The sequence below is a fragment of the Enterobacter asburiae genome (genome assembly GCF_007035645.1).
Taxonomy (GTDB): Bacteria; Pseudomonadota; Gammaproteobacteria; order Enterobacterales; family Enterobacteriaceae; genus Enterobacter; species Enterobacter asburiae_B.
In genome coordinates this window covers 542,967-568,186 of sequence record NZ_AP019632.1, presented here as the reverse complement: position 1 = coordinate 568,186, position 25,220 = coordinate 542,967, and the positions used below count along the sequence as shown (strand labels likewise).

Annotated in this window: 22 protein-coding genes; 11 read left to right on the top strand and 11 right to left on the bottom strand. The window is 59.5% G+C overall.

Annotated features, from left to right (window positions below; translation table 11 throughout):
- Positions 1 to 219 precede the first annotated feature (219 nt).
- On the top strand, positions 220 to 1,389 hold the full coding sequence (locus FOY96_RS02670) for a coiled-coil domain-containing protein (RefSeq protein WP_143346456.1): 1,170 nt from the start codon (positions 220 to 222) through the stop codon (positions 1,387 to 1,389).
- Here FOY96_RS02670 and FOY96_RS02665 read toward each other — a convergent pair whose 3' ends face one another.
- On the bottom strand, positions 1,390 to 2,154 hold the full coding sequence (locus tag FOY96_RS02665; protein ID WP_143346455.1) for a siderophore-interacting protein: 765 nt from the start codon (positions 2,152 to 2,154) through the stop codon (positions 1,390 to 1,392).
- A 147-nt stretch (positions 2,155 to 2,301) separates the two neighbouring features.
- On the opposite strand from FOY96_RS02665, the gene FOY96_RS02660 reads away from it, so the two are divergent.
- Positions 2,302 to 2,796: a PadR family transcriptional regulator gene (locus tag FOY96_RS02660; protein ID WP_143346454.1), complete on the top strand. Its 495-nt coding sequence runs from the start codon at positions 2,302 to 2,304 to the stop codon at positions 2,794 to 2,796.
- Here the strand turns inward: FOY96_RS02660 and FOY96_RS02655 are convergent.
- Positions 2,793 to 4,352 carry a methyl-accepting chemotaxis protein gene (locus FOY96_RS02655; protein ID WP_143346453.1) on the bottom strand — a complete coding sequence of 520 codons (1,560 nt, stop codon included), beginning with the start codon at positions 4,350 to 4,352 and terminating at the stop codon, positions 2,793 to 2,795. The two genes, FOY96_RS02660 and FOY96_RS02655, sit on opposite strands and share 4 nt — an antisense overlap.
- Before the next feature lie 337 nt (positions 4,353 to 4,689).
- Positions 4,690 to 6,210 carry a methyl-accepting chemotaxis protein gene (locus tag FOY96_RS02650; protein ID WP_143346452.1) on the bottom strand — a complete coding sequence of 507 codons (1,521 nt, stop codon included), beginning with the start codon at positions 6,208 to 6,210 and terminating at the stop codon, positions 4,690 to 4,692.
- A gap of 435 nt (positions 6,211 to 6,645) precedes the next feature.
- On the opposite strand from FOY96_RS02650, the gene ygjG reads away from it, so the two are divergent.
- Entirely contained in the window at positions 6,646 to 8,025 is a 1,380-nt protein-coding gene (gene ygjG, locus FOY96_RS02645) for a putrescine aminotransferase (RefSeq protein ID WP_172620500.1), read from the top strand.
- An 83-nt stretch (positions 8,026 to 8,108) separates the two neighbouring features.
- Here ygjG and FOY96_RS02640 read toward each other — a convergent pair whose 3' ends face one another.
- Entirely contained in the window at positions 8,109 to 8,711 is a 603-nt protein-coding gene (locus FOY96_RS02640; protein WP_143346450.1) for a helix-turn-helix domain-containing protein, read from the bottom strand.
- 42 nt (positions 8,712 to 8,753) lie between these two features.
- On the opposite strand from FOY96_RS02640, the gene FOY96_RS02635 reads away from it, so the two are divergent.
- Positions 8,754 to 9,440 (top strand): B3/B4 domain-containing protein, encoded by a 687-nt coding sequence (locus tag FOY96_RS02635; protein ID WP_094934448.1) that lies wholly within the window; start codon positions 8,754 to 8,756, stop codon positions 9,438 to 9,440.
- Positions 9,441 to 9,452: 12 nt separating this feature from the next.
- Complete coding sequence (locus tag FOY96_RS02630; RefSeq protein WP_033146705.1) at positions 9,453 to 10,301, top strand: dihydrodipicolinate synthase family protein; 849 nt, start codon at positions 9,453 to 9,455, stop codon at positions 10,299 to 10,301.
- 55 nt (positions 10,302 to 10,356) lie between these two features.
- Here FOY96_RS02630 and lsrG read toward each other — a convergent pair whose 3' ends face one another.
- The 6 genes from lsrG to lsrA are packed head-to-tail and all read right to left on the bottom strand — an operon-like array spanning position 10,357 to position 16,042.
- A complete protein-coding gene (gene lsrG, locus FOY96_RS02625) occupies positions 10,357 to 10,650 on the bottom strand; it encodes a (4S)-4-hydroxy-5-phosphonooxypentane-2,3-dione isomerase (protein WP_008503162.1) in 294 nt (97 codons plus the stop codon).
- On the bottom strand, positions 10,647 to 11,534 hold the full coding sequence (gene lsrF / locus FOY96_RS02620; RefSeq protein WP_143346449.1) for a 3-hydroxy-5-phosphonooxypentane-2,4-dione thiolase: 888 nt from the start codon (positions 11,532 to 11,534) through the stop codon (positions 10,647 to 10,649). The genes lsrG and lsrF overlap by 4 nt, the downstream gene beginning before the upstream one ends.
- Positions 11,535 to 11,545: 11 nt before the next feature.
- Positions 11,546 to 12,547 carry an autoinducer 2 ABC transporter substrate-binding protein LsrB gene (gene lsrB, locus FOY96_RS02615; RefSeq protein ID WP_033146708.1) on the bottom strand — a complete coding sequence of 334 codons (1,002 nt, stop codon included), beginning with the start codon at positions 12,545 to 12,547 and terminating at the stop codon, positions 11,546 to 11,548.
- A gap of 1 nt (position 12,548) precedes the next feature.
- Positions 12,549 to 13,526, bottom strand: coding sequence for an autoinducer 2 ABC transporter permease LsrD (gene lsrD, locus FOY96_RS02610; protein ID WP_143346448.1), 978 nt, complete (start codon positions 13,524 to 13,526; stop codon positions 12,549 to 12,551).
- Positions 13,527 to 14,558, bottom strand: coding sequence for an autoinducer 2 ABC transporter permease LsrC (lsrC, locus tag FOY96_RS02605; protein WP_143346447.1), 1,032 nt, complete (start codon positions 14,556 to 14,558; stop codon positions 13,527 to 13,529).
- On the bottom strand, positions 14,555 to 16,042 hold the full coding sequence (lsrA, locus tag FOY96_RS02600) for an autoinducer 2 ABC transporter ATP-binding protein LsrA (RefSeq protein WP_143347748.1): 1,488 nt from the start codon (positions 16,040 to 16,042) through the stop codon (positions 14,555 to 14,557). Before lsrA ends, lsrC begins: the two co-directional genes overlap by 4 nt.
- A 215-nt stretch (positions 16,043 to 16,257) precedes the next feature.
- Between lsrA and lsrR the strand changes: the two genes are divergently transcribed.
- The 3 genes from lsrR (at position 16,258) to FOY96_RS02585 (ending at position 21,021) form a co-directional block, all read left to right on the top strand.
- A complete protein-coding gene (gene lsrR / locus FOY96_RS02595; RefSeq protein ID WP_039260477.1) occupies positions 16,258 to 17,229 on the top strand; it encodes a transcriptional regulator LsrR in 972 nt (323 codons plus the stop codon).
- Positions 17,230 to 17,261: 32 nt separating this feature from the next.
- On the top strand, positions 17,262 to 18,860 hold the full coding sequence (lsrK, locus tag FOY96_RS02590) for an autoinducer-2 kinase (protein WP_143346446.1): 1,599 nt from the start codon (positions 17,262 to 17,264) through the stop codon (positions 18,858 to 18,860).
- A gap of 139 nt (positions 18,861 to 18,999) precedes the next feature.
- Positions 19,000 to 21,021: an NADPH-dependent 2,4-dienoyl-CoA reductase gene (locus FOY96_RS02585; RefSeq protein ID WP_064673351.1), complete on the top strand. Its 2,022-nt coding sequence runs from the start codon at positions 19,000 to 19,002 to the stop codon at positions 21,019 to 21,021.
- A gap of 120 nt (positions 21,022 to 21,141) precedes the next feature.
- Here the strand turns inward: FOY96_RS02585 and rlmG are convergent, their stop codons facing one another.
- Positions 21,142 to 22,278 (bottom strand): 23S rRNA (guanine(1835)-N(2))-methyltransferase RlmG, encoded by a 1,137-nt coding sequence (gene rlmG / locus FOY96_RS02580; RefSeq protein ID WP_023333530.1) that lies wholly within the window; start codon positions 22,276 to 22,278, stop codon positions 21,142 to 21,144.
- A gap of 83 nt (positions 22,279 to 22,361) precedes the next feature.
- Between rlmG and FOY96_RS02575 the strand changes: the two genes are divergently transcribed.
- From FOY96_RS02575 to FOY96_RS02565, 3 genes are all read left to right on the top strand, one after another.
- Positions 22,362 to 22,865, top strand: a complete 504-nt coding sequence (locus FOY96_RS02575) for a YgjP-like metallopeptidase domain-containing protein (protein ID WP_023333531.1) — start codon at positions 22,362 to 22,364, stop codon at positions 22,863 to 22,865.
- Positions 22,866 to 22,935: 70 nt separating this feature from the next.
- Positions 22,936 to 23,934 carry a Gfo/Idh/MocA family protein gene (locus FOY96_RS02570; RefSeq protein WP_143346445.1) on the top strand — a complete coding sequence of 333 codons (999 nt, stop codon included), beginning with the start codon at positions 22,936 to 22,938 and terminating at the stop codon, positions 23,932 to 23,934.
- A 251-nt stretch (positions 23,935 to 24,185) separates the two neighbouring features.
- Positions 24,186 to 25,154: a TerC family protein gene (locus FOY96_RS02565; RefSeq protein ID WP_143346444.1), complete on the top strand. Its 969-nt coding sequence runs from the start codon at positions 24,186 to 24,188 to the stop codon at positions 25,152 to 25,154.
- The last annotated feature ends 66 nt before the right edge of the window (positions 25,155 to 25,220 follow it).

Genomic DNA, 25,220 nt, shown 5'->3' with positions numbered 1-25,220 from the left:
ACCCGAGGCAGGGGAAAAAGAGGATCGACGCACATTAACAAGGCTGGTGAAGGTGTGGCATGTCGCTCTATCGGGTTTACCCCATAATGAGAGCACCACACATCAACTCATTAAAGAAATCCCCCATCGCGCCGATCATCATCCGTGTGTATTATTTCCTGTAGCTTTTACAACAACTAACCTTAACTCAAATACTTAAGCGCCAAAGCGAAAGGCATCATGAGCACACCGATCAAACGGCTAGAAATCATTAAAAATGCCATTGAACTGGAAGATGACGACATCATCCAGAGTCAGCTGACACGCCTGAAAAATGAAGCGCTTGACGATGAGCTGCAGGCAATCGTCGTGGCGCTTGAGGAGAAGAACTACACCGCTGCGATGGCGGCAATTACCGCCTGGCTGCAGGGCCAGCGCGCCGTAACCCAGTGGCGCGATCCGCAGGTGGCCGCCAGCAAGCTGGAGCTAAAGGCACTGGAAGAGCGTCTGCGCGATCTGATTGACCGCCGCAACGCCCGGGTGCAGCAGCTTGATGAGTTCAACGATCTCTATTTCTCTCGCCTCGGACCGCTGATGCAGCAGATCCTCGCCCTGCGTAAAACGCTGGCCGAGCTCAATCTGCGCCGTCAGCAGGCGGAAGCGCGTCGTCGCGAGGAAGATTACCGTCGCTGCCAGCGCTATATGGCGCAGGCGGTAGAGGTGCTGGCGACGCTCACCCAGCGCTGGCGCGATCTCCCGGCCGACTCCGTGCAGGCCGCTGAGGCGCGTAAGCATCTGGAACAGCAAAGCAATCTGATTGCCAACCTGCTGGCCGAAGCGCTGGAGCTGGAGAGCGGCTTAACGCGCGAAGAGGAGCCTGCGCGTCAGGCGCGCGACGACGCTAACGAAGAGTACGAGAAGTATCGCGAGCAGCATCACGATGCCGAAGTGCGGCTGCGCAAAGGGAAAGATCTCTCGGAAGAGGATCGGAACGAGCTCAAGCGCCTCTGGCGGCAGGCGAGCAAGCTCTGCCATCCGGATCTGGTGGCGGACGACCTGAAAGAGGAAGCTAACGCGATGATGGTCCAGCTCAACCAGGCGAAGCAGCGTGGCGACGTTAAAACCATTCGCTCACTGGTGGCCCGGCTGCAGCAGGGCTTTGAGCCATTGATGGCAAGCGACAGGCTGAACGATCTGGAACGTATCCGCAAAAAAATGGCGCAGGTTCGCGAGCAAATCGACATTTTAGTGAACGAGCTGGCGGAGCTGGAGAAAGAGGAGTCCTGGCTTCTGGTCTCGTCGCTGAACAATATGGAAGCGTACTTCGCTCAGCAGGAGAAAGCGCTGCACGAGGTCCGCGCCTCGCTCGAACATCAGGTGAGCGAAGCGCAGCTGGATTCCGCCGCCTGATTATTTGGCGTGCCAGTATGCGCTGGCACGCACCAGTTGCTGGTCAATCGCGTCGGTTTCAAACTGACGGCTCAGCGTCTTCACTACCTTCCCTTCCCCGGTCAGCCAGATGAAGTAATCTTCCTCTGGAACGGTCAGCGCCGCCAGATGGTCCGCTACCGCCTGCTCGCTGTGGCCCACCACCCAGGTGATGTTGAATTCACTCAGGTGCGCCAGATACGCCTTATAAGAATCGTCTCCGACCGTCACAACCGCATGAATTTCCGGGCGAACCGGCAGTTTAGCAATGCTCTCCAGGCGTCGGCGCAGCGCGGGCATGCCGGACTCGTCGCACACGTACAGCTGCCAGGCGTAATCCTCCGGCACCACCAGCGAACCACGCGGACCGCCGATGGTCAGCCTGTCTCCCGCTTTCGCCTCGACCGCCCAGCGGCTGGCAATGCCGCCGTCGTGAATGAAGAAATCGAGTACCAGCTCATGGTTTGCCTCGTCGTACAGCGGCGTGTAGTCGCGCGTCTGAGGACGTACGCCGTCACCCCAGTCGATGCCTTCATCGGTGACCACCGGCGGTACAAATACCGCCCCAGGAGCCGGGAAAAAGACTTTTGTATGGTCGTCGAAACCGCGGGAACTAAAGCCCTCCAGCTGCTCGCCGCCTAAAACAATGCGCTGGAAACCCGCGCTGGCGCGCTCAACGCGGAGCACCGTCAGCTCGCGAAAGCGCAGGTCATTACGAACACGCTGTGGGTAACGGGTAGATGCCATTTTTAGCCCCTTCTCTGGTGAATACGATATATCTAAATCAATTTTCAAATGATAATGATTACTAATAAGTAAAAATGCAAGATCTATTAGATTGCATCTGAATATATCTTAGATATAGTTTAGATATATCAAATTGAGAGAGCTACTATGCGACACGAACACGACAGCGGCGGGCGCCGACCGCGCTTTTTCGGCCACGGCGATCTGCGGCTGGTGATTCTGGATATCCTGACCCGCAGCGCGAGCCACGGCTACGAGCTGATCAAAGAGATCGAGAATCTGACCCAGGGGAATTACACCCCGAGCCCAGGGGTGATCTACCCGACCCTGGATTATCTTCAGGATCAGACCTTTATCACCATTACGGAAGAAGATAACGGTCGTAAGACGATTACGATTACCGCTGAAGGACAACGCTGGCTGGACGAAAACCGGGAACAGCTGGAACAGATCCAGGTGCGTATCAAAGCGCGTTCCGTCGGTTTTCAGCTGCGCAAAAACCCGCAGATGAAGCGGGCGCTGGATAACTTCAAAGCGGTGTTAGACCTGAAGGTGAATCAGGGAGAGCTCAGCGACGCGCAGCTCAAGCAGATTATCGGCGTTATTGACCGCGCGGCGCTCGAGATCTCCCAGCTGGACTAAGCCGGAGCGTGCTCGCTCACGCGGAAGACGCGTACCAGCTCCTTCAGGTGCATCGCCTGTTCGTTAAGCGATGCCGCCGCCGCGACGGACTCCTCCACCAGCGCGGAGTTCTGCTGGGTGGTGGCATCAATCAGGCCAATCGCGCTGTTAATCTGCGAGATACCTTCCGTCTGCTCGTGGCTGGCCTGGCGGATTTCGCGCAGGATCACGTCCATCTCTTCCACGTTGCCGACCATCCCGTTGATCAGCGCACTCGCTTTTTCAACCAGGTTCATCCCGTCCTGGGTCTGGCTGGTAGAGCTCTCAATCAGCTCGCGGATTTCGCTGGCAGACGACGCGCTCTTCTGGGCAAGCTGGCGAACTTCACCCGCCACCACCGCAAAGCCGCGACCGTGCTCGCCGGCGCGCGCCGCTTCCACCGCCGCGTTCAACGCCAGAATATTGGTCTGGAAAGCAATAGCGTCGATCAGGTCGATAATGTCGGACATCCGGTTCGACGTCTCGTTAATCAGGCGCATTTTGCTGGTCACCTGCTTCATCATCTCGCCGTTGTTTTTAACCACCGTGGCGGCATCCGCCGAGAGGTTGGTCGCTTCCCCGGTATGCGAGGCGGTATTTTTCACCGTTGCGGTGATCTGCTCCATCGAGGCGGCGGTCTGTTCAACGGAGCTTGCCTGCTCTTCGGTACGCGCGGCCAGATCCTGGTTCCCGGCGACAATCTGCGCGGCTGCGCTGGAGATATTCTCCGAGCCGGTTTGCACCTGCTGCACGATGTCCAGCAGTCGCGTTTTCATCTCCATCAGCGCATGCAGCAGCAGGCCCGTTTCGTCTTTACCGTGTGGCGTGATGCTGCCCGTAAGATCGCCCTCAGAAATGGCTTTTGCAAAATGCACCGCCTCGCCGAGCGGACGAGTGATAGCGCGCACGATAAACCAGCCAATCAGGCTGCCTGCCGCAACGCTAAAGAGCGTGAGCAGGATCAGCAGCAGGCGGTTATACCTGAAATCCCCTTCCACCTGCGCGCCGGCACTCTGCATCTCGCTGTTTTGAATGGTAATCAGCTCCTTCACCTTCGCTTTATAAGCCTGCTGCACGGCGAGGGTGGTGGTCATCATCTCCTGAATAGCGCCCGCACGATTGTTGTTCTGCACCGCCTGCAAAATGCGGTAGCGCGAGTCCAGATACTGCTGGCGCACGCTGCGGATTTCCGCCAGCACCTGCTGAGACTTCTGATCCTGCAGCGCGTTGTTCAGCTCGCCCAGGATCACCGTGATGTGCTCGCTGATCTCTTTCAGGCGCTGCTGAGATTGCCCCGTGTAAGTGCCCTGCTCGTCCAGCAGCATCAGCTGTTGAGTGCTAATAAATTCCTGGAAATTATCGATTAACTGGTTCGCTTTTACCGTGGTCGGATAATCACTGGTAATAATCGATTGCATCCCGTTATTAGCCCGGTTCAGGCTCAGCAGAGACAGGCTCGCGCTGATGGCCATCAGGACAATAAAGAACCCGAACGCCAGAAATAATTTCGTGCCGATCTTTACGTCATGTAAGAACATATTTTCTCCATCGATGTGATTATTTCTCAGACGATCGCTGTTATCGGTAACGATTTCGCTAACTTTATGAGTTTGATCGTTTTTTTATTTCATAACCCCCGCAATACATAGGTGTAGGCTATTAATATGGCCTCATCGATCGTTACCAGACCGTCAAACGGGGTATTTTCGAAATAGCATTCTGAAGAACTGACTTAGGCAGGAATAAATAACTGAGGCAATTTCTTTAGTTATTTAATATTAAATTAACAATAAACCACATTAATAGTCACAATCAAAAAAATAAAACGCCGCTTATTCCTTACGGAATAAACGGCTTTTTTGGAACATTACTGACTCAGTGGAGCACAGTCACCGCATCCTTGAGGCGTCCGGCGCGGTGCTTCACCATTGCAGAAATGTGGGCGCTCTCCTCGACCAGGTCGGCGTTTTTCTGCGTGATGCTGTCGAGTTCGGCCACCGCGCGGGTCAACTCTGACAGTCCGGTGGCCTGCTCGGAGGTCGCGTGGCTGATCTGGGCAATAAGCTGCGTCACGTTTTTCACCTGCACCACGATATCATCCATCGTGCGGCCTGCGGCGTGAACCTGCTCAGAGCCGGACTGCACCTTGCTGGCGCTGGCATCAATGAGTTTACGAATATCATTGGCGGCACTGGCGCTGCGGCTGGCGAGATGGCGAACTTCGCCCGCGACCACGGCAAAACCTTTTCCCTGCTCTCCTGCCCTTGCCGCTTCAACCGCCGCGTTCAGCGCCAGAATATTAGTCTGGAAAGCGATATCGTTAATCAGGGAGGTAATCGAGCCAATTCGCTGCGTGCTGTCGGCAATGTCATCCATGGTTTTGACCACGGTCTGCATCGCGTTGCCCCCTTTCGTCGCCGCGCTGCTCGCGGCCACGGAGAGCTTATCCACCTCGGCGGCAGTTTCAGAGTTACTCTGAACGGAAGCGGCCATCTGGTTCATTGTTGCGACGGTCTGCTGCACGTTCGCCACGGTCTGACGCGTACGATCGTTCAGATCTTCATTTCCCTGCGCCAGCCTGTCGCTGCCGTCACGGACGCTCACTACCTGGCTCGACACGTCATTGATTAACCAGCGGCACATCAGGCCCAGCTGCCCGACCGCGCGCAGCGTCAGCCCGAGCTCGTCGCTGCGGTTCAGATGCTGCACGCTGTTGCGCTCACCGGTTGCGACCTTCAGGGCCTGTTGCGCCACATTCTCTACCGGGCGGACAATCTGTTGCTCAAACAGCAGCGTTCCCAGCAGCATCACCACCGCGGCAGCAACGAGCGGCATCCACCCGGCGGAAGTCGCGATCAGCGTGGCGGCGAGAACGGCAAAAAGCGCCGCCATCACGCAGCGCACGCGCCAGCGCAGCGGCATTGCCGGCAGTTTACCCAGCCAGCCTTTTCCAACCACCAGCCCCTTGTGCACGCGTTTCTTACAGCTCCCGTCGTTCAGCGCCCGGTAGAGCGGCTCCACGATCGCAATCTCTTCGGCTGTGGCTTTGGTGCGAATGGACATATAGCCCGTCACCTGCCCGCGGCGCACCATCGGCACCGCATTCGCACGCACCCAGTAGTGGTCGCCGTTTTTGCGCCGGTTTTTGACAATTCCGCTCCACGGCTCGCCCTGCTGCAGCGTGTACCACATATCGGCAAACGCGGCTTTTGGCATATCGGGGTGGCGCACCATATTGTGCGGCTGGCCCGTCAGCTCATCGAGCTGGTAGCCGCTCACCTGCACAAAGGTGTCGTTGGCGTGTGTGATGTAGCTGTGGACGTCTGTGGTAGACATTAAGGTGGTGTCATCGTCCAGAGGATATTCATTCTGGGTGACATAGGTTGGAGAGGACATCGTGGGCATCCCTTGCAGGTTATTTGAATGTTAATTTTGTGGGTCAATGTTTTTTCGGCGGTAAACAATTTATCTTTAGTTGTTAAACTTGATGAAGATCGCAGATTTCACTTAAACCATACTTTTTGTACGATTTTATAATTCATTGATTTCAAATACTTTCGCAAAGAAATTACCTATAAAGCATGACCAGTTAATGCCCACTTAAGTTGCAGCCAATGCACTTCTTTAGTGCAGATGTGCTTTTCCGGCCTCATTTACCCTTTTTGTCCTGTACCGCTAAATCCCGTTTCGGTTGCTCCGGCATGATTAAATATTGTGCAACATTATTTTAACCTGGCGTTTATCCCGATTTTCGTTAAGTCATCTGAAGTGGCGTAATCCCTGCAATACTTAAACCAGTATCATGTGATACGCGATCCCCGGGAGCACATTTTGAACAGGTTACCTTCCAGCGCCTCGGCTCTTGCCTGTACCGCGCACGCACTGAATCTCATTGAGAAGCGAACGCTCGATCATGAGGAGATGAAACAACTTAACCGAGAGGTCATCGATTACTTTAAAGAGCACGTCAATCCAGGTTTTCTGGAGTATCGCAAATCTGTTACCGCCGGCGGGGATTACGGAGCCGTAGAGTGGCAAGCGGGGAGTCTTAACACGCTTGTCGACACCCAGGGACAGGAGTTTATCGATTGCCTGGGTGGTTTTGGTATCTTCAACGTGGGGCACCGTAATCCAGTTGTGGTTTCCGCCGTACAGAATCAACTTGCGAAACAACCTCTCCATAGCCAGGAACTGCTCGACCCGCTTCGCGCCATGCTCGCGAAAACGCTGGCGGCCTTAACGCCCGGCAAACTGAAGTACAGTTTCTTTAGCAACAGCGGCACGGAATCGGTCGAAGCGGCGATTAAACTCGCCAAAGCGTACCAGTCGCCGCGCGGGAAATTCACCTTTATCGCCACCAGCGGCGCGTTCCACGGTAAATCCCTGGGCGCATTGTCTGCTACCGCCAAATCCACCTTCCGCAAACCGTTTATGCCGCTGCTGCCGGGCTTCCGCCACGTGCCGTTCGGCGACATTAACGCCATGCGCACCGTGCTGAGCGAATGCCGTAAAACCGGCGATGACGTGGCGGCGGTGATCCTGGAGCCGATTCAGGGTGAAGGCGGCGTGATCCTCCCTCCGCAGGGCTATCTGCCCGCCGTGCGTCAGCTGTGCGATGAGTTTGGCGCGCTGCTGATCCTCGACGAAGTCCAGACCGGGATGGGGCGCACCGGCAAGATGTTTGCCTGCGAGCACGAAAACGTTCAGCCGGACATCCTGTGCCTGGCTAAGGCGCTCGGCGGCGGCGTGATGCCGATTGGTGCGACGGTTGCGACTGAAGAGGTCTTCTCGGTGCTGTTCGACAACCCGTTCCTGCATACCACCACCTTTGGCGGTAACCCGCTGGCCTGCGCGGCCGCGCTGGCAACCATCAATGTGCTGCTGGAGCAAAACCTGCCCGCGCAGGCGGAGCAGAAAGGCGACATGCTGCTGGACGGCTTCCGTCAGCTAGGCCGGGAGTATCCGGACCTGGTGCAGGACGCGCGTGGGAAAGGGATGCTGATGGCGATTGAATTTGTCGACAACGAAACCGGCTATAGCTTCGCGAGCGAGATGTTCCGCCAGCGGGTGCTGGTCGCCGGAACGCTCAACAACTCGAAAACCATCCGCATTGAACCGCCGCTGACGCTGACGATTGAGCAGTGCGATCAGGTGCTGAAAGCGGCGCGTAAAGCGCTGGCAGCGCTGCGAATAAGTGTGGAAGAGGCGTAATCAACGCCGGGTGGCGCTACGCTTACCCGGCCTACAAAATACTGCATGCAGGCCCGGTAAGCGTAGCGCCACCGGGCTGCTTTTTATCGGTGAAATTCCGCCACCGTCATGGTGAAGCGAAGCACGGTATCGCCTTCGTTCGCATATCCGTGCGCCGCTTCCGTTTTCGCCACCGCCGATGCGCCAGCGTTAACCTGGGTCACCGTCTCATCCACCGTCAACGTTAAAACGCCTTCGTTCACGTGCAGCAGCTCAAAGGTTCCCGCCGGGTGCCCCGGAGAGGTAAAGCGCTCTCCCGGCTGCATCTCCCACTGCCATAGCTCAATCATATCCGGGCCTGCGGTTCCCGCCAGCAGTCTGGCGCGTCCACCCTGTGCGCCCTGCCACAGCACCGGAATCGCGGCCTCTTTGATAACGTGCACCAGCGGCTCGCTGGATACGTTGACGATATCCGCTACGGAGATGCCGAGCGCGGCGGCCAGCTTGCACAAGATGGCGATACTGGGGTTGGCTGCGCCCTTTTCGATCTCCACCAGCATGCCTTTGCTAACGCTTGCCCGGCGGGACAACTCGTCCAGAGACAGCTTTTTCTCTTTGCGCCAGTTGCGTATGCGGTTTGCCACGGCCAGGCTTACCAGGGCAACATCGGCACCCTGCGAAGTCATTATATTGACTTTATCAGTCATTGGTCACTACCATGGTATAAAACAGTCAATACAGGATTATTTATGTCTCTCGTTACGCCGTCAATAGATTCGCATCTTGCCGGGATTGCCCCGGGCTTTCGGGCGCTGAGCATTCTGGTTGAAGCTGCGCCGATAACCCACCCCGAGGTTGCGCCCGCCGCGTTGGCGCAGTCCTGCCAGCAGATGTTGAATGATGATGTGCCATGGGCTGATGCACACCTTTCAGACTGGGATGAGGTGTTTAAAGCCTTCGGCGCGAAACCGAAACGCACGCCCTGCTCGGCATCTGCCCTGCGCAAGCGGGTACTGAAAGACGGTTCGCTGCCGTCGCTGGATCCGGTCGTAGATATCTATAACGCGGTGAGTATTCGCTATGCCATTCCGGTGGGCGGGGAAAACCTCGCGGCGTATTCGGGTGCGCCGCGTCTGACGCTGGCCGACGGCAGCGAGCCGTTTGATACCTTCAAAGAGGGACAACCAGTGATGGAACATCCGGAACCGGGCGAGGTTATCTGGCGCGACGATCTCGGCGTCACCTGCCGCCGCTGGAACTGGCGACAGGGGGTACGTACCCGTCTGGACAGGCAGGCACAATCCATGTGGTTTATTCTTGAAAGCCTGCCGTCGATGCCCCTTGCGGCACTGGAAGAGGCAGGAGAAGAACTGGTCAACAACCTGCAGCGGCTGATGCCGGGAGCCACGGCTCGGGTTCAGCTGCTGACGCTGTAGGAGGACAACACGATGTTTCACGGGTTAAGCGCGTTTCCGTTAACCCCCCTGAAAGAGGGGACGTTTGACGAGCACTCCTTCATCAATCTTCTGCGCCCCGTGGTCGACGCTGGTATGGATTCACTGGGCATTTTGGGCTCAACGGGAAGTTACGCCTATCTGACCGTTGAAGAGCGCGGTCGGATCGCACGCTGCGCGGTGGCGCATGCTGATGACATTCCGGTCATCGTCAGCATCGGCGCATTGCGGCTGGACGATATTCTGCGTCTAGCTGACGACGCGCAATCGGCAGGTGTCTCCGGCGTGCTGCTGGCACCCGTGTCGTACCAGCGATTAACGGAAGACGAAGTATTTAATCTGTATGAAACGGTGACCCGCCAGCTCTCAGTACCGCTGTGCATTTACGATAATCCCGCCACAACCGGTTTTTCGTTTAGCGATGAACTGTTATTTGCCGCCGCGGCCCTGCCGAATATAGGGTCCATTAAGCTTGGCCGCGTGCCGGAGGACCTGTTGCAGGTACGCGCTCGTCTTCCTGATACCGTCACGCTGGGCATCGCCGGTGACTGGCGAGCGGCCTCCGCCCTGCAGGCCGGGTTTGACGTCTGGTACTCGGTGGTCGGCGGGTTGTTTCCGCAAACAGCGCTGGCGATTGCCCGTTCGAAAGAGTCGGCACAATCCGAGCGGCTGGAGCCGCTTTGGGCGCTGTTCCGCCATTATGGTAGTTTGCGGGTGGTAGCGGCAGCGGCAGAAATGCTGGGGAAAGTGGAAACACCCGCGCTACCCTTCCCCCTTCAGGCTCTTCAGGGTGAGCCGCGCGAAGCGCTTGCTACGATACTTGCGGATCTGGCGCTGGCTTGAACAACGCCGGGTGGCGCTAGCGCTGACCCGGCCTACAAAACCTTTATAACGCCTGTTACTCCGGCAACAGCCCCACAAAACTGCGTTTCTTGCGCGGCTCCGACATCAGCTCTTCGAGCTTATCCACGCACGCCAGATAGTGCGGGGTTTGCTTGTGCGCCAGCACCGCCTCTTCGTCTTTATAGGCTTCGTAGATGAAGAACCGGGTTTTCACCCTCGGATCCTGCAATACGTCAAAACGCAGGTTTCCCGGCTCCTGGATTGCCCCCTCGTGGTTGGCGCGAAACACCTCCAGAAACTCGTCCACCCGCTCGGGCTTAATGTTGATCTCCACCAGCGTCACGTTCATTTTGCTTCTCCCTGTTTCTCATCCTGCCAGAACTGGAACGCATCGCGGGCGTTCCAGTTCTCGTGAACCACTTTTTTCACCGCCTTCAGCATGGCGAGCGGCGCGCTGGACTGGAAGATGTTGCGTCCCATGTCCACACCGGACGCGCCCTGGTCGATCGCCCGCCAGCACATCTCCAGCGCCTCGTGCTCCGGCAGCTTTTTGCCCCCGGCGATAACGATCGGCACCGGACAGCTGGCGGTCACTTTTTCAAAGCCCTCGTCCACGTAGTAGGTTTTGACGAACTGCGCCCCCATTTCGGCGGCGATGCGGCTGGCCAGCGAGAAATAGCGCGCGTCGCGCGCCATCTCCTTGCCGACGCCCGTCACCGCCAGCGTCGGCATACCGTAGCGCGCGCCCGCATCGACAAGCTTGATGATGTTGTTGATCGACTGGTGCTCAAACTCGCTGCCGATGTAAACCTGCGCCGCCACCGCGCAGACGTTCAGGCGCAGCGCGTCCTCCATCGCCACCGCCACGCACTCGTTCGACAGTTCGCCCAGAATCGAGTTACCGCCCGAGGCGCGCAGCACCACCGGTTTGTTCGTGGCGGCTGGCACCTGGCTCCTGAGGATGCCGCGGGTGCACATCAGCACGTCGGTTTCGCCAAACAGCGGCGCGATGGAGAGATCGATACGCTCAAGGCCGGTGGTCGGCCCCTGAAAGTAGCCGTGGTCAAAGGCCAGCATCACCGTGCGGTTGCTCTGCGGGTTGAAGATGCGCGCAAGCCTGGACTGCATGCCCCAGTCCAGCGAGCCGCAGCCCTTCAGACTGTACGGCACATTCTGCTGCGGCGTGCCGATGCCAAAATCCTTGCCGTCTTTGATGTCGTCTAAATCAGCCATTTGCTCCCCCGTCAGAAATCGTATTTGCTGATGTTCTCTTTGGTGAACACCACGCGCTCCGGCAGCAGCACGATGCCGTTGCCCTTCGCCTCATACTGGTAGCCCTGCACGCTGTTCGGCTCGACCTTCAGCGCGCCGATATTTTTTACGTCCACGCTGTCGCCGACGTTAAGATCGCCTTTTTTCAGCAGGCGATCGGCGACGTTGACCGCAATTTTGCCCTGTTGTACGACATCCCACAGGCCGAAGGCTTTCACCGTGCCGCGCTCAACGTACGGGCGCATCACGTTCGGCGTGCTGAAGCCGACAATCGCCACCCCTTCCCGCTTCAGGTTTTCCGCCGCCTGCGCCGCCGCTGGAAGCGCGTTGGCGTCCGGGGCGATAATCGCATCCAGATCCGGATACGCTTTTAAGATCCCTTCGGCGGTTTGCAGGGATTTGGTGGCGTCGTTATAGCCAAACTGGGTCGTCACGACCTGCCACTGAGGGTGATCTTTCTCGATTTTGGCCTTCGCCTCTTTCACCCACTGGTTCTGGTCGGTGACGGTCGGGCTTGAGTAGAAGAACGCCACTTTAGCGTTCGGTTTGGTGACCTGTTTGCCCGCCATCTCCACCAGCAGGCCGCCCAGCTGCTCCGGCGTCCCCTGGTTGATGTAGATGCTGCGGCACTCCGGTTTGGTGTCGGAATCCCAGGTCAGGACCTTGACGCCGCGCTGCATCGCGCGCTTGAGCGCCGGGCAGAGGCCGTCCGGCGACACGGCGGAGACGATAATGGCGTTATAGCCCTGGTTAACGAAGTTATTGATGAGCTGCACCTGCCCGGAGACGCTCGGCTCGGTTGGGCCGTCGTAGGTCACGTCCACGCCGAGATCTTTCCCCGCCTCTTTCGCGCCGTTGCCGCCGCTGGTGAAGAACCCCACGCCCACCAGCTTCGGGATAAAGGCGATGCGGTCCGCCGCCTGCGCCGAGGCGAAGCTGAGGGCCATTGCCAGGACTATCAGTTTTGTTTTCATCTTACGCTCCGGATAGTTTTCTAAAGAGAGAAAGCACCCACTCGCGGTGCAGACTCAGCGAACGTCCCATCACCACCACAACCAGCAGCGCCCCTGACAGCGCGCTCGACACCTGGTTAGGGATGCCGACCATCTGTAAACCCTGCTGCAGATACCCCACCAGCAGCGCCGCCAGCGCCGTACCGACAACCGAACCTGACCCGCCGTAGATATTGGCCCCGCCGAGCACGGCGGCGGTGAGCGCAGGCATCAGCAAATCGCGCCCCAGATCCGAACGCGCGGAGCCGAAATAGGAGACCATCACCAGCGCGGCAATCGCCGAGGCCACGCCCACCAGGCCGTACAGCGCGTAGGGCATGCCGTTCACCGACAGCGCCGCATAGCGCGCCGCGCGCGGGTTTTGCCCAATCAAAAACAGATGACGACCAAAGCGCCCGCGGTGGGTAATCAGCCAGAAGAAAACCGTAATCACCGCGAACAGCACCAGCGGGATCGGCAGGCCCAGCACCGTGAGGTTAGCGAACGCCGTGAAGCCGTCCGGGAAACCGCCGATGCCCTCGTAGCCCGTCGCGCCCGCCATGCCGGAGAGCAGCAGCGCGCCGCCGCCGTAGAGGTAAAGCGTGCCGAGGGTGATGACTAAAGGACTAATGCCGGTGTAGTGGATCAGCGCCGCATTCAGCAGCCCGCACAGCAGGCCGAGCAGCAGCGTCAATGGAATAGCGACCGCCATCGGCCACCCCGCCTGCATCATCACGCCCAGCGCGATGGCGCACAGGCCGATGGTTGAACCGAGGGAGATGTCGATCCCGCCGCTGATGATGACCAGCGTGAGCGGCAGCGCCACGATACCGATGCAGATGAAGTCGCTGGTGCTGAAAAGCAGCATGTTGACGTCGAGCATGCGCGGGTTGATGGCGCCAAAGAGAAGGATCTCCAGCACCAGTAAAATCAGCAGCGCGCTTTCCCAGTTAAGCCTCATTTACGCCACCTCTTTTTTGCGTTTGGGAAACGGGGTGACGTGCTTTCCCCCTTTGTTACCCGGCTGGAAGCGGCCGTACTTCAGCGCCCGCTGATGGCGCGCCAGCGCCTGGCGCAGACGCCCGTCGAGCACCAGCACGCCCAGCAGCACCAGCCCGGCGATAAAGTCGTTCCACCACGCCGGGAGCCTGAACAGCACCAGCACGGTGTCGATTTGGGTCAGGAAGAAGGCGCCGAGCAGCGCGCCAATCAGCGTGCCCGTGCCGCCCAGCAGCGAAATACCGCCGAGCACACAGGCGGCGATGGCCTTCATCTCCAGCCCGCTGCCGGTCTGGTTGGGCACAAAGCCAATCTGCGCGGCAAAGACGATCCCGGCGCAGGCCGCCAGCATGCCGTTGAGGGTAAAGGCGATCATGCGGGTGCGGTTCACCGCCACGCCCAGCTGGCGCGCGGCGGCGAGGTTATCCCCCACCGCGTAGAAATCACGCCCGAACGCGGTGCGCGAGAGCGTCCACGCGCCCGTGACCGCGATAATCAACACCAGCATGCCGAGCGGCGAAATGCCGATGGCGGCAGGCTCAGAGAGGGATTTCAGCCCGGGTGGCAGTCCTTCAATCCACTTTCCGCCGGTCCAGAGCAGCATCGCGCCACGGTACAGCCCCAGCGTGCCGAGGGTGGCGACAATCGCCGGGATGCGCAGCCCCACCACCAGAAACCCGTTGAACGCCCCGGCCAGCGCGCCAACAGACAGCGCGAAGAGAATGGAAATGGGCAGGCTGTAGCCGCTGTTCAGCGCCACGCCGACGGCAATGGCGGACAGCCCGACGGTTGAGCCAACGGACACGTCGATATTGCGGGTCAGCATCACCAGCGCGGCACCGATGGCCAGCAGGATCAGGATCTGCGAGCTGGCGAAAATCATCCCCAGCGTCTGTAAACTCAGGTAGGACGGATTCAGCGCCACCAGCACGGCGAACAGCGCCAGAATGGCGAGGAACGCGCTCAGCTCGCGGTTTTTCAGTAAGGTCTTCATGACTGCCCTCCGAACGCCAGCGCCATCATCCTGTCGAGGCTGACGGCGTGGCGCGGCAGCTCGCCGCTGAGCACGCCCTGATGCATCACCAGCACGCGGTCCGCAAGGCCCGGGAACTCGTCAAGATCGCTTGAGATCATCAGCACCGCCACGTTCTGCGCCGCCACGCTTTTTATCAGCTGGTAGATGTCGGCGCGCGCCGAGACGTCCACCCCGCGCGTCGGTTCATCGACGATCAGCAATAAGGGGTTGGCCTCCAGACAGCGCGCCAGCAGCACCTTCTGCTGGTTGCCGCCGGAGAGCGTGCGCACGGTTTGATCCGCATGGTTGAGCTTGATCCCCAGCGCCCGGTGATAGCGCTCCACCACCGCCGACTCCCGCTTGCGCTGCTGCCAAATCGACGGCTCGTTCAGCGCCACCGTGTTCCAGCGGATCGGCGCGTCGAGGAACAGGCCGGATACCTGCCTGTCTTCCGGCAGGTAGACCAGCCCTTTTTCCAGGCGTGAACTTACCGGCTCGGCGGTAATGTCCTGATTCTCCAGCCAGACGCGTCCGCCGCGTACCGGCCGCAGGCCGTAGAGCGTTTCCGCAAACTCGGTGCGCCCGGATCCCACCAGCCCGGCCAGGCCGACGATCTCTCCGGCGTAGATCTCAAGGCTGAGATCGATAAAGCCTTCCCCGGTGAGATCCTCCACCCGCAGCACCGGGAAATCCTGCGGCTGGGTGCGGCGGTTGCCCGGCAGCGCCAGCCACAGCTTTTGCGTATCGCTGAGGGATTTCTCCCGGCTTACCGGCGTCATGGCGGCGATCAGGGCGCTGTCGTCAAACTGCGCGGTTTCACCGCTCAGCACCACCGCGCCGTCGCGCATCACCGAGACGTGGCTTGCCAGCTGGCGAATCTCCGGCAGCTTGTGCGAGATAAAGACAATCCCGACGCCGAGCGCCTGCAGGGCGCGGATCTGGCGGAACAGCCGCTCGGTTTCGCCGGGCGTGAGGGAGGCCGTGGGTTCGTCGAGGATCAGGATCCTCGCGTTGCGCATCAGACCGCGCAGGATCTCCACCATCTGCTGGTCCGCCACTTCCAGGGGGCTGGCGGCGGCGTCGAGGTTAAGCTGGCACTGGAGCTGCTGGAGCTTCTCCGCCAGCCGCTTTTCCAGATCGCGTTCGCGCGGCAGGCGAAACAGGATGTTTTCCCGCACCGTCAGGTTGGGGAACAGCAGCGGCTCCTGCGGCACCAGATAAATGCCTAACCCGTGCGCCTGAGCGGGCGTGAGCCGCGCATATGACTGCCCCTCGACAGAAAGTTCACCGCCGTCCGGCGTTTCGACCCCGGCGATTATCTTCATCAGCGTCGATTTTCCCGCGCCGTTTCCGCCCATCAGGGCGTGCACCTGGCCCGCAAGCAGCGTGAAATCTATGCCTTTTAGAACCGGCACGCCTGAGAACTGCTTGCTGATATTCCGCGCGTCGAGAAGTGGTGTCATCATCGCTCCGCTATTGAACAAATGATTTTTAGATTTAATAATGTTCAAAAGCGTAGACGGTGAACTATATTTACAACCGTGCAGGGATCACAGTTTTATCGATTGAGATACAGATAAACCAGAAACGATCTAAAAGATCCGTTTTGTCGCGTGGCTCACACTTTCCCTTCGCGCCATCACGAACATATGATCTAAATTTTTATAAGAGTTCAACTATGAGCGATAAACGCACTGCGGAAGAAGGACGGTTTGCCGGGCTGGCACTGGCGGAAGAGGAACTGGTGGCGCGCGTGGCCTGGTGTTACTACCACGACGGATTAACCCAGAACGACATCGGCGAGCGGCTCGGGCTACCGCGCCTGAAGATTTCTCGCCTGCTGGAGAAGGGCCGTCAGTCCGGGGTGATCCGCGTGCAGATCAACTCCCGCTACGAGGGCTGCCTGGCGCTGGAAACCGAGCTACAGCAGCGCTTTGGCCTGAAGCTGGTGCGCGTGATGCCCGCGTTAAATACGCCGCCGATGAACGTGCGGCTCGGCATAGGCGCGGCGCAGTCCCTGATGGGCGTACTGGAGCCAGGCCAGCTTCTGGCTGTGGGGTTTGGTGAAACCACCATGAGCTGCCTGCAGCACCTGAGCGGCTTTATCAGCTCGCAGCAGATCCGCCTGGTGACGCTCTCCGGCGGCGTCGGGCCCTATATGACCGGTATCGGCCAGCTGGACGCGGCCTGCAGCGTCAGCATGATCCCCGCCCCGCTTCGCGTGTCATCCGCAGAGGTGGCCGGGATCTTAAAACGCGAAACCAGCGTGCGGGACGTGATCCTCGCCGCGACCGCCGCCGACGTCGCTGTGGTCGGCATTGGTTCAGTGAACCAGCGCCGTGACGCCACGATACTGCGATCCGGCTATATCAGCGAAGGTGAACAGCTGATGTACGCCCGCAAAGGCGCGGTCGGCGACATTCTCGGTTATTTCCTCAATGCCGAAGGGGAATGCGTCGAGGAGCTGGAGATCCACAAAGAACTGCTGGGCGTCACGCTCGATGAACTGGCGCAGCTGCCCACCATCGTTGGCGTGGCCGGAGGAGAAGAGAAAGCCGATGCGATTTATGCCGCACTGAAGGGTCGCCGTATCAATGGCCTGGTGACGGAGGAGACGACAGCCCGCGCGGTGCTGGCTCTGGCCGACTAAGAGCCGCCCTGCGCTAACAACGAGGCAAGCTCATGAGTTACCTTTTAGCGTTAGATGCAGGGACAGGCAGCGTTCGCGCCGTGATTTTCGATTTACAGGGCAACCAGATTGCCGTCGGCCAGGCCGAGTGGAAGCACCTGAGCGTGGAGAACGTGCCGGGATCGATGGAGTTCGATCTGGAGACCAACTGGCAGCTGGCCTGCCGGTGCATTCATCAGGCGCTGGAACGTGCGTGCCTGAGCGCGGCGGATATTCAGTCCGTCGCCTGCTGCTCGATGCGCGAGGGGATCGTGCTGTATGACCGCGACGGCGAGGCCATCTGGGCCTGCGCCAACGTCGACGCCCGCGCCAGCCGCGAGGTGGCCGAACTCAAAGAGATCCACGACGACCGTTTTGAATCCGAAGTGTATGAGGTTTCCGGCCAGACGCTGGCGCTGAGCGCCATGCCGCGCCTGCTGTGGCTGGCGCACCATCGTCCTGACATCTACCGTAAAGCCGCCACCATCACCATGATCAGCGACTGGCTGGCGGCGAAGCTCTCCGGCGAGCTGGCGGTCGACCCGTCTAACGCGGGCACCACCGGCATGCTGGATCTGTTTTCCCGCGACTGGCGTCCGGCGCTGCTCGACATGGCCGGGCTGCGCGCAGATATTCTCTCCCCGGTAAAAGAGACCGGCACCGTGCTGGGCGCGATTACCAAAGAGGCCGCCCAGCAGAGCGGCCTGCGCGAAGGCACCCCGGTGGTGATGGGCGGCGGCGACGTGCAGCTGGGCTGCCTGGGGCTGGGCGTGGTTCGCGCCGGACAGACGGCGGTGCTGGGCGGTACCTTCTGGCAGCAGGTTGTCAATCTGCCGCAGGTGCGTACCGACCCCGAGATGAACATCCGCGTGAACCCGCACGTTATCCCCGGCATGGCGCAGGCGGAGTCGATCAGCTTCTTTACCGGGCTGACCATGCGCTGGTTCCGCGACGCCTTCTGCGCCGAGGAAAAGCTGATTGCCGAGCGGATGGGGATGGACACCTATTCCCTGCTGGAAGAGATGGCGAGCCGCGTGCCGGCGGGCTCCCACGGGGTGATGCCGATCTTCTCCGACGCGATGCATTTCAAGCAGTGGTACCACGCCGCACCGTCGTTTATTAACCTTTCCATCGACCCGGAAAAGTGCAACAAAGCGACGCTGTTCCGCGCCCTGGAGGAGAACGCGGCGATTGTCTCGGCCTGCAACCTGGCGCAGATTTCGCGCTTCTCCGGCGTGACGTTTGAAAGCCTGGTGTTTGCGGGCGGCGGGGCCAAAGGCGCCCTGTGGAGCCAGATTTTAAGCGACGTCACCGGGCTGCCGGTGCGCGTGCCGGAAGTGAAAGAGGCGACGGCGCTCGGCTGCGTTATTGCCGCAGGCGCGGGCGCGGGGCTGTTTGCGGATATGGCCTCGACGGGCGAGCGGCTGGTGAAGTGGAGCCGCGAGTTCACGCCAAACCCGCAGCACCGCGAGCTGTACGACGGCATGATGCAGAAATGGCAGGCGGTGTACGCCGACCAGCTTGGGCTGGTGGACAGCGGGCTGACGACGTCGATGTGGCAGGCCCCGGGGTTAGTAAAAACCCACACCCCTCACCCTGCCCCTCTCCCCTGAGGGGAGAGGGGCAGGGTGAGGGGCGAAGTTCTTTGAGATCTATCACAATCATTCGATCCCGCTTTTACCTTTCCGCTCCCGCTGGCTAAATTAGTAACTCATCCGACCACATAACAATAATTTTACACTGGAAGAGACTATGAGCCGCTACCCGTCGTTATTCGCCCCCCTCGATCTGGGGTTCACCACACTCAAAAACCGCGTGTTGATGGGCTCGATGCACACCGGGCTGGAGGAGCATCCGGACGGGGCCGAGCGTCTGGCAGCCTTCTATGCCGAGCGCGCCCGCCACGGGGTGGCGCTGATTGTCACCGGCGGCGTGGCCCCGGCGCCTTCCGGCGTGGGCATGGAGGGCGGCGCGGTTCTGAACGATGCGTCACAGCTGCCGCACCACCGCATTGTGACCGACGCGGTACACCGCGAGGGCGGTAAAATCGCCCTGCAAATCCTGCACACCGGGCGCTACAGCTATCAGCCGAACCTGGTCGCGCCGTCGGCCATTCAGGCGCCAATCAACCGCTTTAAACCTCATGCCCTCAGCCACGATGAGATCCTGGCGCTGATCGACGACTTTGCCCGCTGCGCGGCGCTGGCGCGCGAGGCGGGCTATGACGGCGTGGAGGTGATGGGCTCTGAAGGCTATCTGATTAACGAGTTCCTCGCGGCCCGCACCAACCAGCGCGACGACGAATGGGGCGGCGACTATGCCCGCCGGATGCGCTTTGCCGTGGAGGTAGTGCGAGCGGTGCGCGAACGTGCGGGCGCAGACTTTATTATCGTCTTCCGCCTGTCGATGCTCGACCTGGTGGAAGGCGGCGGCACGTTCGACGAAACCGTGCAGCTGGCGCAGGCGATTGAAGCCGCCGGTGCCACCATTATCAACACCGGCATCGGCTGGCACGAGGCGCGCATCCCGACCATCGCCACGCCGGTGCCGCGCGCGGCGTTCAGCTGGGTAACACGGAAGCTGAAAGGCAAAGTCTCTGTTCCACTGGTCACCACCAACCGCATTAACGATCCGCAGGTAGCGGACGATGTGATTTCACGCGGCGACGCCGACATGGTGTCGATGGCGCGCCCGTTCCTGGCCGATGCCGAACTGCTCTCCAAAGCGCAAAGCGGCCGTGCGGACGAGATCAACACCTGCATCGGCTGTAACCAGGCCTGTCTGGATCAGATCTTCGTCGGCAAGGTCACCTCTTGCCTGGTTAACCCGCGCGCCTGTCATGAAACCAAAATGCCGGTCGTTCCGGCGGTCAGTAAAAAGCGCCTGGCCGTGGTGGGCGCTGGCCCCGCGGGCCTGGCGTTTGCGGTGAATGCCGCCTCGCGCGGGCACAGCGTGACGCTGTTTGATGCGCTGGCGGAGATTGGCGGGCAGTTTAATATCGCCAAACAGATCCCCGGCAAAGAGGAGTTTTATGAAACGCTGCGCTACTACCGCCGGATGATCGACCTGACGGGCGTCGAGCTGCGGCTTAATCAGTTTGTCAGCGCGGCGGATCTGATCGGTTTCGACGAGGTGATCCTGGCGAGCGGGATCGTACCGCGCACGCCTGCGATCGAGGGCATCGATCATCCTAAAGTGTTGAGCTATCTGGATGTATTGCGTGACAAAACGCCGGTCGGCGAGAAGGTGGCGATTATCGGCTGCGGCGGGATCGGCTTTGATACCGCCATGTACTTAAGCCAGCCGGGCGAGGCTACCAGCCAGAACATTGCCGAGTTTTGCGTGGAATGGGGTATCGACACCAGCCTGAACCAGTCCGGCGGGCTACGCCCGGAAGGGCCGCAGCTGCCGAAAAGCCCGCGCCAGATCGTGATGCTGCAGCGCAAGGCCAGCAAGCCGGGCGAAGGGCTGGGCAAAACCACGGGCTGGATCCACCGCGCCACCCTGCTCTCGCGCGGGGTGAAGATGATCCCGGCGGTGAGCTACCAGAAGATCGACGACGAGGGTCTGCACGTCACGATCGGCGGCGAGCCGCAGTTGTTACGTGTGGATCATGTGATTTTATGCGCCGGGCAGGAGCCGAAGCGCGATCTGGCGGATCCGCTGCGCGAAGCCGGTAAAACGGTGCATTTGATCGGCGGGTGCGACGTGGCGATGGAGCTGGATGCGCGGCGGGCAATTGCGCAGGGGACGAAGTTGGCTCTGGCGATCTAGGGTATTGCCGGGCGGCCAGGGTAAAAGCAAAACGGCAACCCAGTTGCCGTTTTTAGCGTTTGCTCCCTCTCCCTGTGGGAGAGGGCCGGGGTGAGGGCATCAGGCCGCACATCCCCAATCTTAACGACGACGTCCCAGCTTCACCGCTTTCAGCACCACGAACTTGTTATTGGTCGCAATGGTGACGCAGTTGCCGAAAATCTTCTTCAGCTTGTGGAAGTAATCCAGGTGGCGGTTCGCCACGATGTACAGCTCGCCGTTGATTTTCAGGCAACGGCGCGCGTGGTGGAACATCTCCCACGCGACGTTATCCGTCAGCGCGTGCTTCTGGTGGAACGGCGGGTTGCAGAACACGGCGTTGAAGCGGAACGGCTCTACGCCGGACAGCGCGTTGTTGATCATAAACTCGCAGCGGTCCAGCGCTTCAGGCATGTTGGTTTCCACGTTCAGACGGCTGGAGGCCACCGCCATTGGCGACTCGTCGCTGAACACCACGCTGGCGTCCGGGTTCTTCGCCAGCAGCGTCAGGCCAATCACGCCGTTACCACAGCCCAGATCGACAATCTCACCTTCCAGATTTTCCGGCAGATGTTCCATAAAGAAACGCGCCCCGATATCCAGCCCGGTGCGGGAGAAGACGTTCGCATGGTTGTGGATGGTCCAGTCGGTGCCTTCCAGCTTCCAGCTCAGCGTCTCCGGCGCGTCGGCCAGCTCCGGCGCGCTGAAGGTGCAGTTGATCAGGCGCGCTTTTTTCCAGGCCAGCGTCGTGGTGGTCGGGCCGAGGACTTTCTCGAACAGCTCGAGCGTCGAGGTGTGAATATCGCGCGCTTTAGCGCCCGCGATAATGCGCGTTTCCGGCGTCACGACCTTACGCAGCGCGCGCAGCTGTTGCTCCAGCAGCGCCATGGTTTTTGGCACTTTGATCAGCACCACGCCCGGCGCCTGCGGGTAGTCCGCGGTGCTGTCGAGGAACTTCACGCTGGACTCTTCGATGTCGTTATGGCGCAGGTTTTCACGCGTCGCCAGCTCGCTCAGGTAGGAATCGCCGATGCTGTATGGCGTGTGCTCCGCCAGGGCGCAGCCCAGCGCGCCAAAGGCGTCATTCAGGATCAAAACCGGGCCGCGGATTTCAGTCTCATCCAACTGCTGCAGCAGATATTCATCCGCCGCTTCCCACGCCATGAGCGGGTTAACGTCGTCCGTTTCCGGGAAACGTTTAAGGTTGAGTGAACGGAAACCGTTGTCTAAGTGGCTCATCGGCCCTCCTGAATGGTAAAATTTGGCGTATCCCTGAAAAGGGTGCGTGAGTATACCCGTTTTCGCATTAATTTGGGCTTTTGATGAACCAACTTACTTATCTCCAGGGCTATCCGGAGCATTTACTGACTCAGGTTCGCAGCCTGATTGCCGAGCAGAAGCTCGGCGCGGTGCTGGAAAAACGCTATCCCGGCACGCACGATTTCGCGACCGATAAGGCCCTCTGGCAGTATACGCAGGATCTGAAAAGCCGGTATCTGAAGAGCGCGCCGCCGATCAACAAGGTGATGTACGACAACAAGATCCACGTGCTGAAAAACGCGCTTGGCCTGCACACCGCCATTTCCCGCGTACAGGGCGGCAAGCTGAAAGCGAAGGCCGAAATCCGCGTCGCGACGGTTTTCCGTAACGCGCCGGAAGCCTTTCTGCGGATGATCGTGGTCCACGAGCTGGCGCACCTGAAGGAGAAAGAGCACGACAAAGCGTTCTATTCCCTGTGCTGCCACATGGAGCCGCAGTACCACCAGCTGGAGTTTGATACCCGCCTGTGGCTTACGCATTTATCGTTAAATGGTAATGCGGAATAGCGCACGCGAATTGTCATGATGACGTGCTACAGTGGCTAAAGGTTCCCCGCTACGGAGTACGTAAACGTTTATGATACGTTTCGCAGTCATTGGTACGAACTGGATCACGCGCCAGTTCGTCGACGCCGCCCACGAAACCGGCAAACTTAAGCTTACCGCAGTCTATTCCCGCAGCCTTGAGCAGGCGCAGAGTTTTGCCAACGATTACCTCGTTGAGCATCTCTTCACTTCGCTTGATGACATGGCGCAAAGCGACGCCATTGACGCGGTGTATATCGCCAGCCCGAACTCCCTGCACTTCCCGCAAACGAAGCTGTTCCTCAGCCACAAAAAGCATGTGATTTGCGAGAAGCCGCTGGCGTCAAATATTGAGGAAGTGGAAGCGGCCATTGCGCTTGCCCGCGAAAACCAGGTGGTGCTGTTCGAAGCGTTCAAAACCGCCAGCCTGCCGAATTTCCTGCTGCTGCAGCAGTCCCTGCCGAAAATTGGCAAGGTGAGTAAAGCCTTTATTAACTACTGCCAGTACTCGTCGCGCTATCAGCGCTATCTGGACGGCGAGAACCCGAACACCTTTAACCCGGCGTTTTCGAACGGCTCGATTATGGATATCGGTTTCTATTGCCTGGCCTCTGCCGTGGCCCTGTGGGGCGAACCGCACGGCGTCAGCGCCACCGCCAGCCTGCTAGAGAGCGGCGTGGATGCGCACGGTGTAGCGGTGCTGGATTACGGTGATTTCAGCGTCACGCTGCAGCACTCCAAGGTGAGCGATTCCGTGCTGCCGAGCGAAATTCAGGGCGAAGCGGGCTCGCTGGTTATCGAGAAGATCTCCGAGTGCCAGAAAGTGAGCTTTGTGCCGCGCGGCGGCAAAGCGCAGGAGCTGACGCAGCCTCAGCATATTAACACTATGCTCTATGAGGCAGAGGTCTTCGCCCGTCTGGTGGAAGACAACGAAGTGAATCACCCCGGCCTCGCGGTGAGCCGCACCACGGCGAAGCTGCAAACGGAGATCCGTCGCCAGACCGGCGTAGTATTCCCAGCAGACGGCGTGAGCGCGGAAGCGATCGCGTAAAGCTGTGTAATGAAACGGCGCAGACCATTGACGAAACCGATGGTCTGACATATTTTGTTACCTGCAAAGGGGAGTAACTTCTTCGCCGGTGGATCGTCATTACGATGCGTTAAACACGCATCCGGTCGCCGGGCAACCTTCGTGGTTGTAAGTGAGACCTTGCCGGAAGGCGAGGTCTATGCATAAAAAGCTAACGGCTATCGTCTTCTGACCATAGCCGTTTTTGTTTTTTTATGTGTAAGGAAAATAGTATGCATTCTGTCGGCACTCCAATGTTGTGGGGCGGATTCGCGGTTGTCGTGCTCATCATGCTGGCGATCGACCTCTTTTTGCAGGGCCGTCGCGGCGCGCACGGCATGAGCATCAAACAGGCTGCGGCCTGGTCTCTGGTGTGGGTCACCCTCTCCCTGCTGTTCTGTGCCGCCTTCTGGTGGTACCTGGCCTCGACCGAAGGCCGCGCGGTGGCCGACCCTCAGGCGCTCGCCTTCCTCACCGGTTATCTGATTGAAAAAGCCCTGGCGGTTGATAACGTCTTCGTCTGGCTGATGCTGTTCAGCTACTTTGCCGTGCCTGCTGCCCTGCAGCGACGCGTGCTGGTCTACGGCGTGCTGGGCGCGATTATCCTGCGTACCATCATGATCTTCGCCGGCAGCTGGCTGATTACCCAGTTCGAATGGCTGCTGTACGTCTTCGGCGCGTTCCTGCTGTTCACCGGGGTCAAAATGGCGCTGGCGAAAGAAGACGGCTCCGCGATTGGCGATCGCCCGCTGGTGAAGTGGATCCGTGGGCATCTGCGCATGACCGACAAGATCGAGAGCGAGCACTTCTTCGTGCGCAAGAACGGCCTGCTGTTCGCCACTCCGCTGCTGCTGGTACTGATTCTGGTTGAGCTGAGCGACGTGATTTTCGCGGTGGACAGCATTCCGGCGATCTTCGCGGTGACCACCGACCCGTTCATCGTCCTGACGTCTAACCTGTTCGCCATTCTCGGCCTGCGTGCGATGTACTTCCTGCTGGCGGGCGCGGCGGAGCGATTCTCGATGCTCAAGTACGGTCTGTCGGTGATCCTGGTGTTTATCGGCATCAAGATGCTGATCGTCGATTTCTACCATATCCCGATCGCCATTTCGCTCAGCGTGGTGTTTGGCATTCTGATCGTGACGCTGATTATCAATACCTGGGTTAACCGCCAGCACGATAAGAAGCAGCAGGTGGAGTAATCCCCCTCACCCCGGCCCTCTCCCACAGGGAGAGGGTGAACACACTTTTGTAACGCAGCAGTTAAA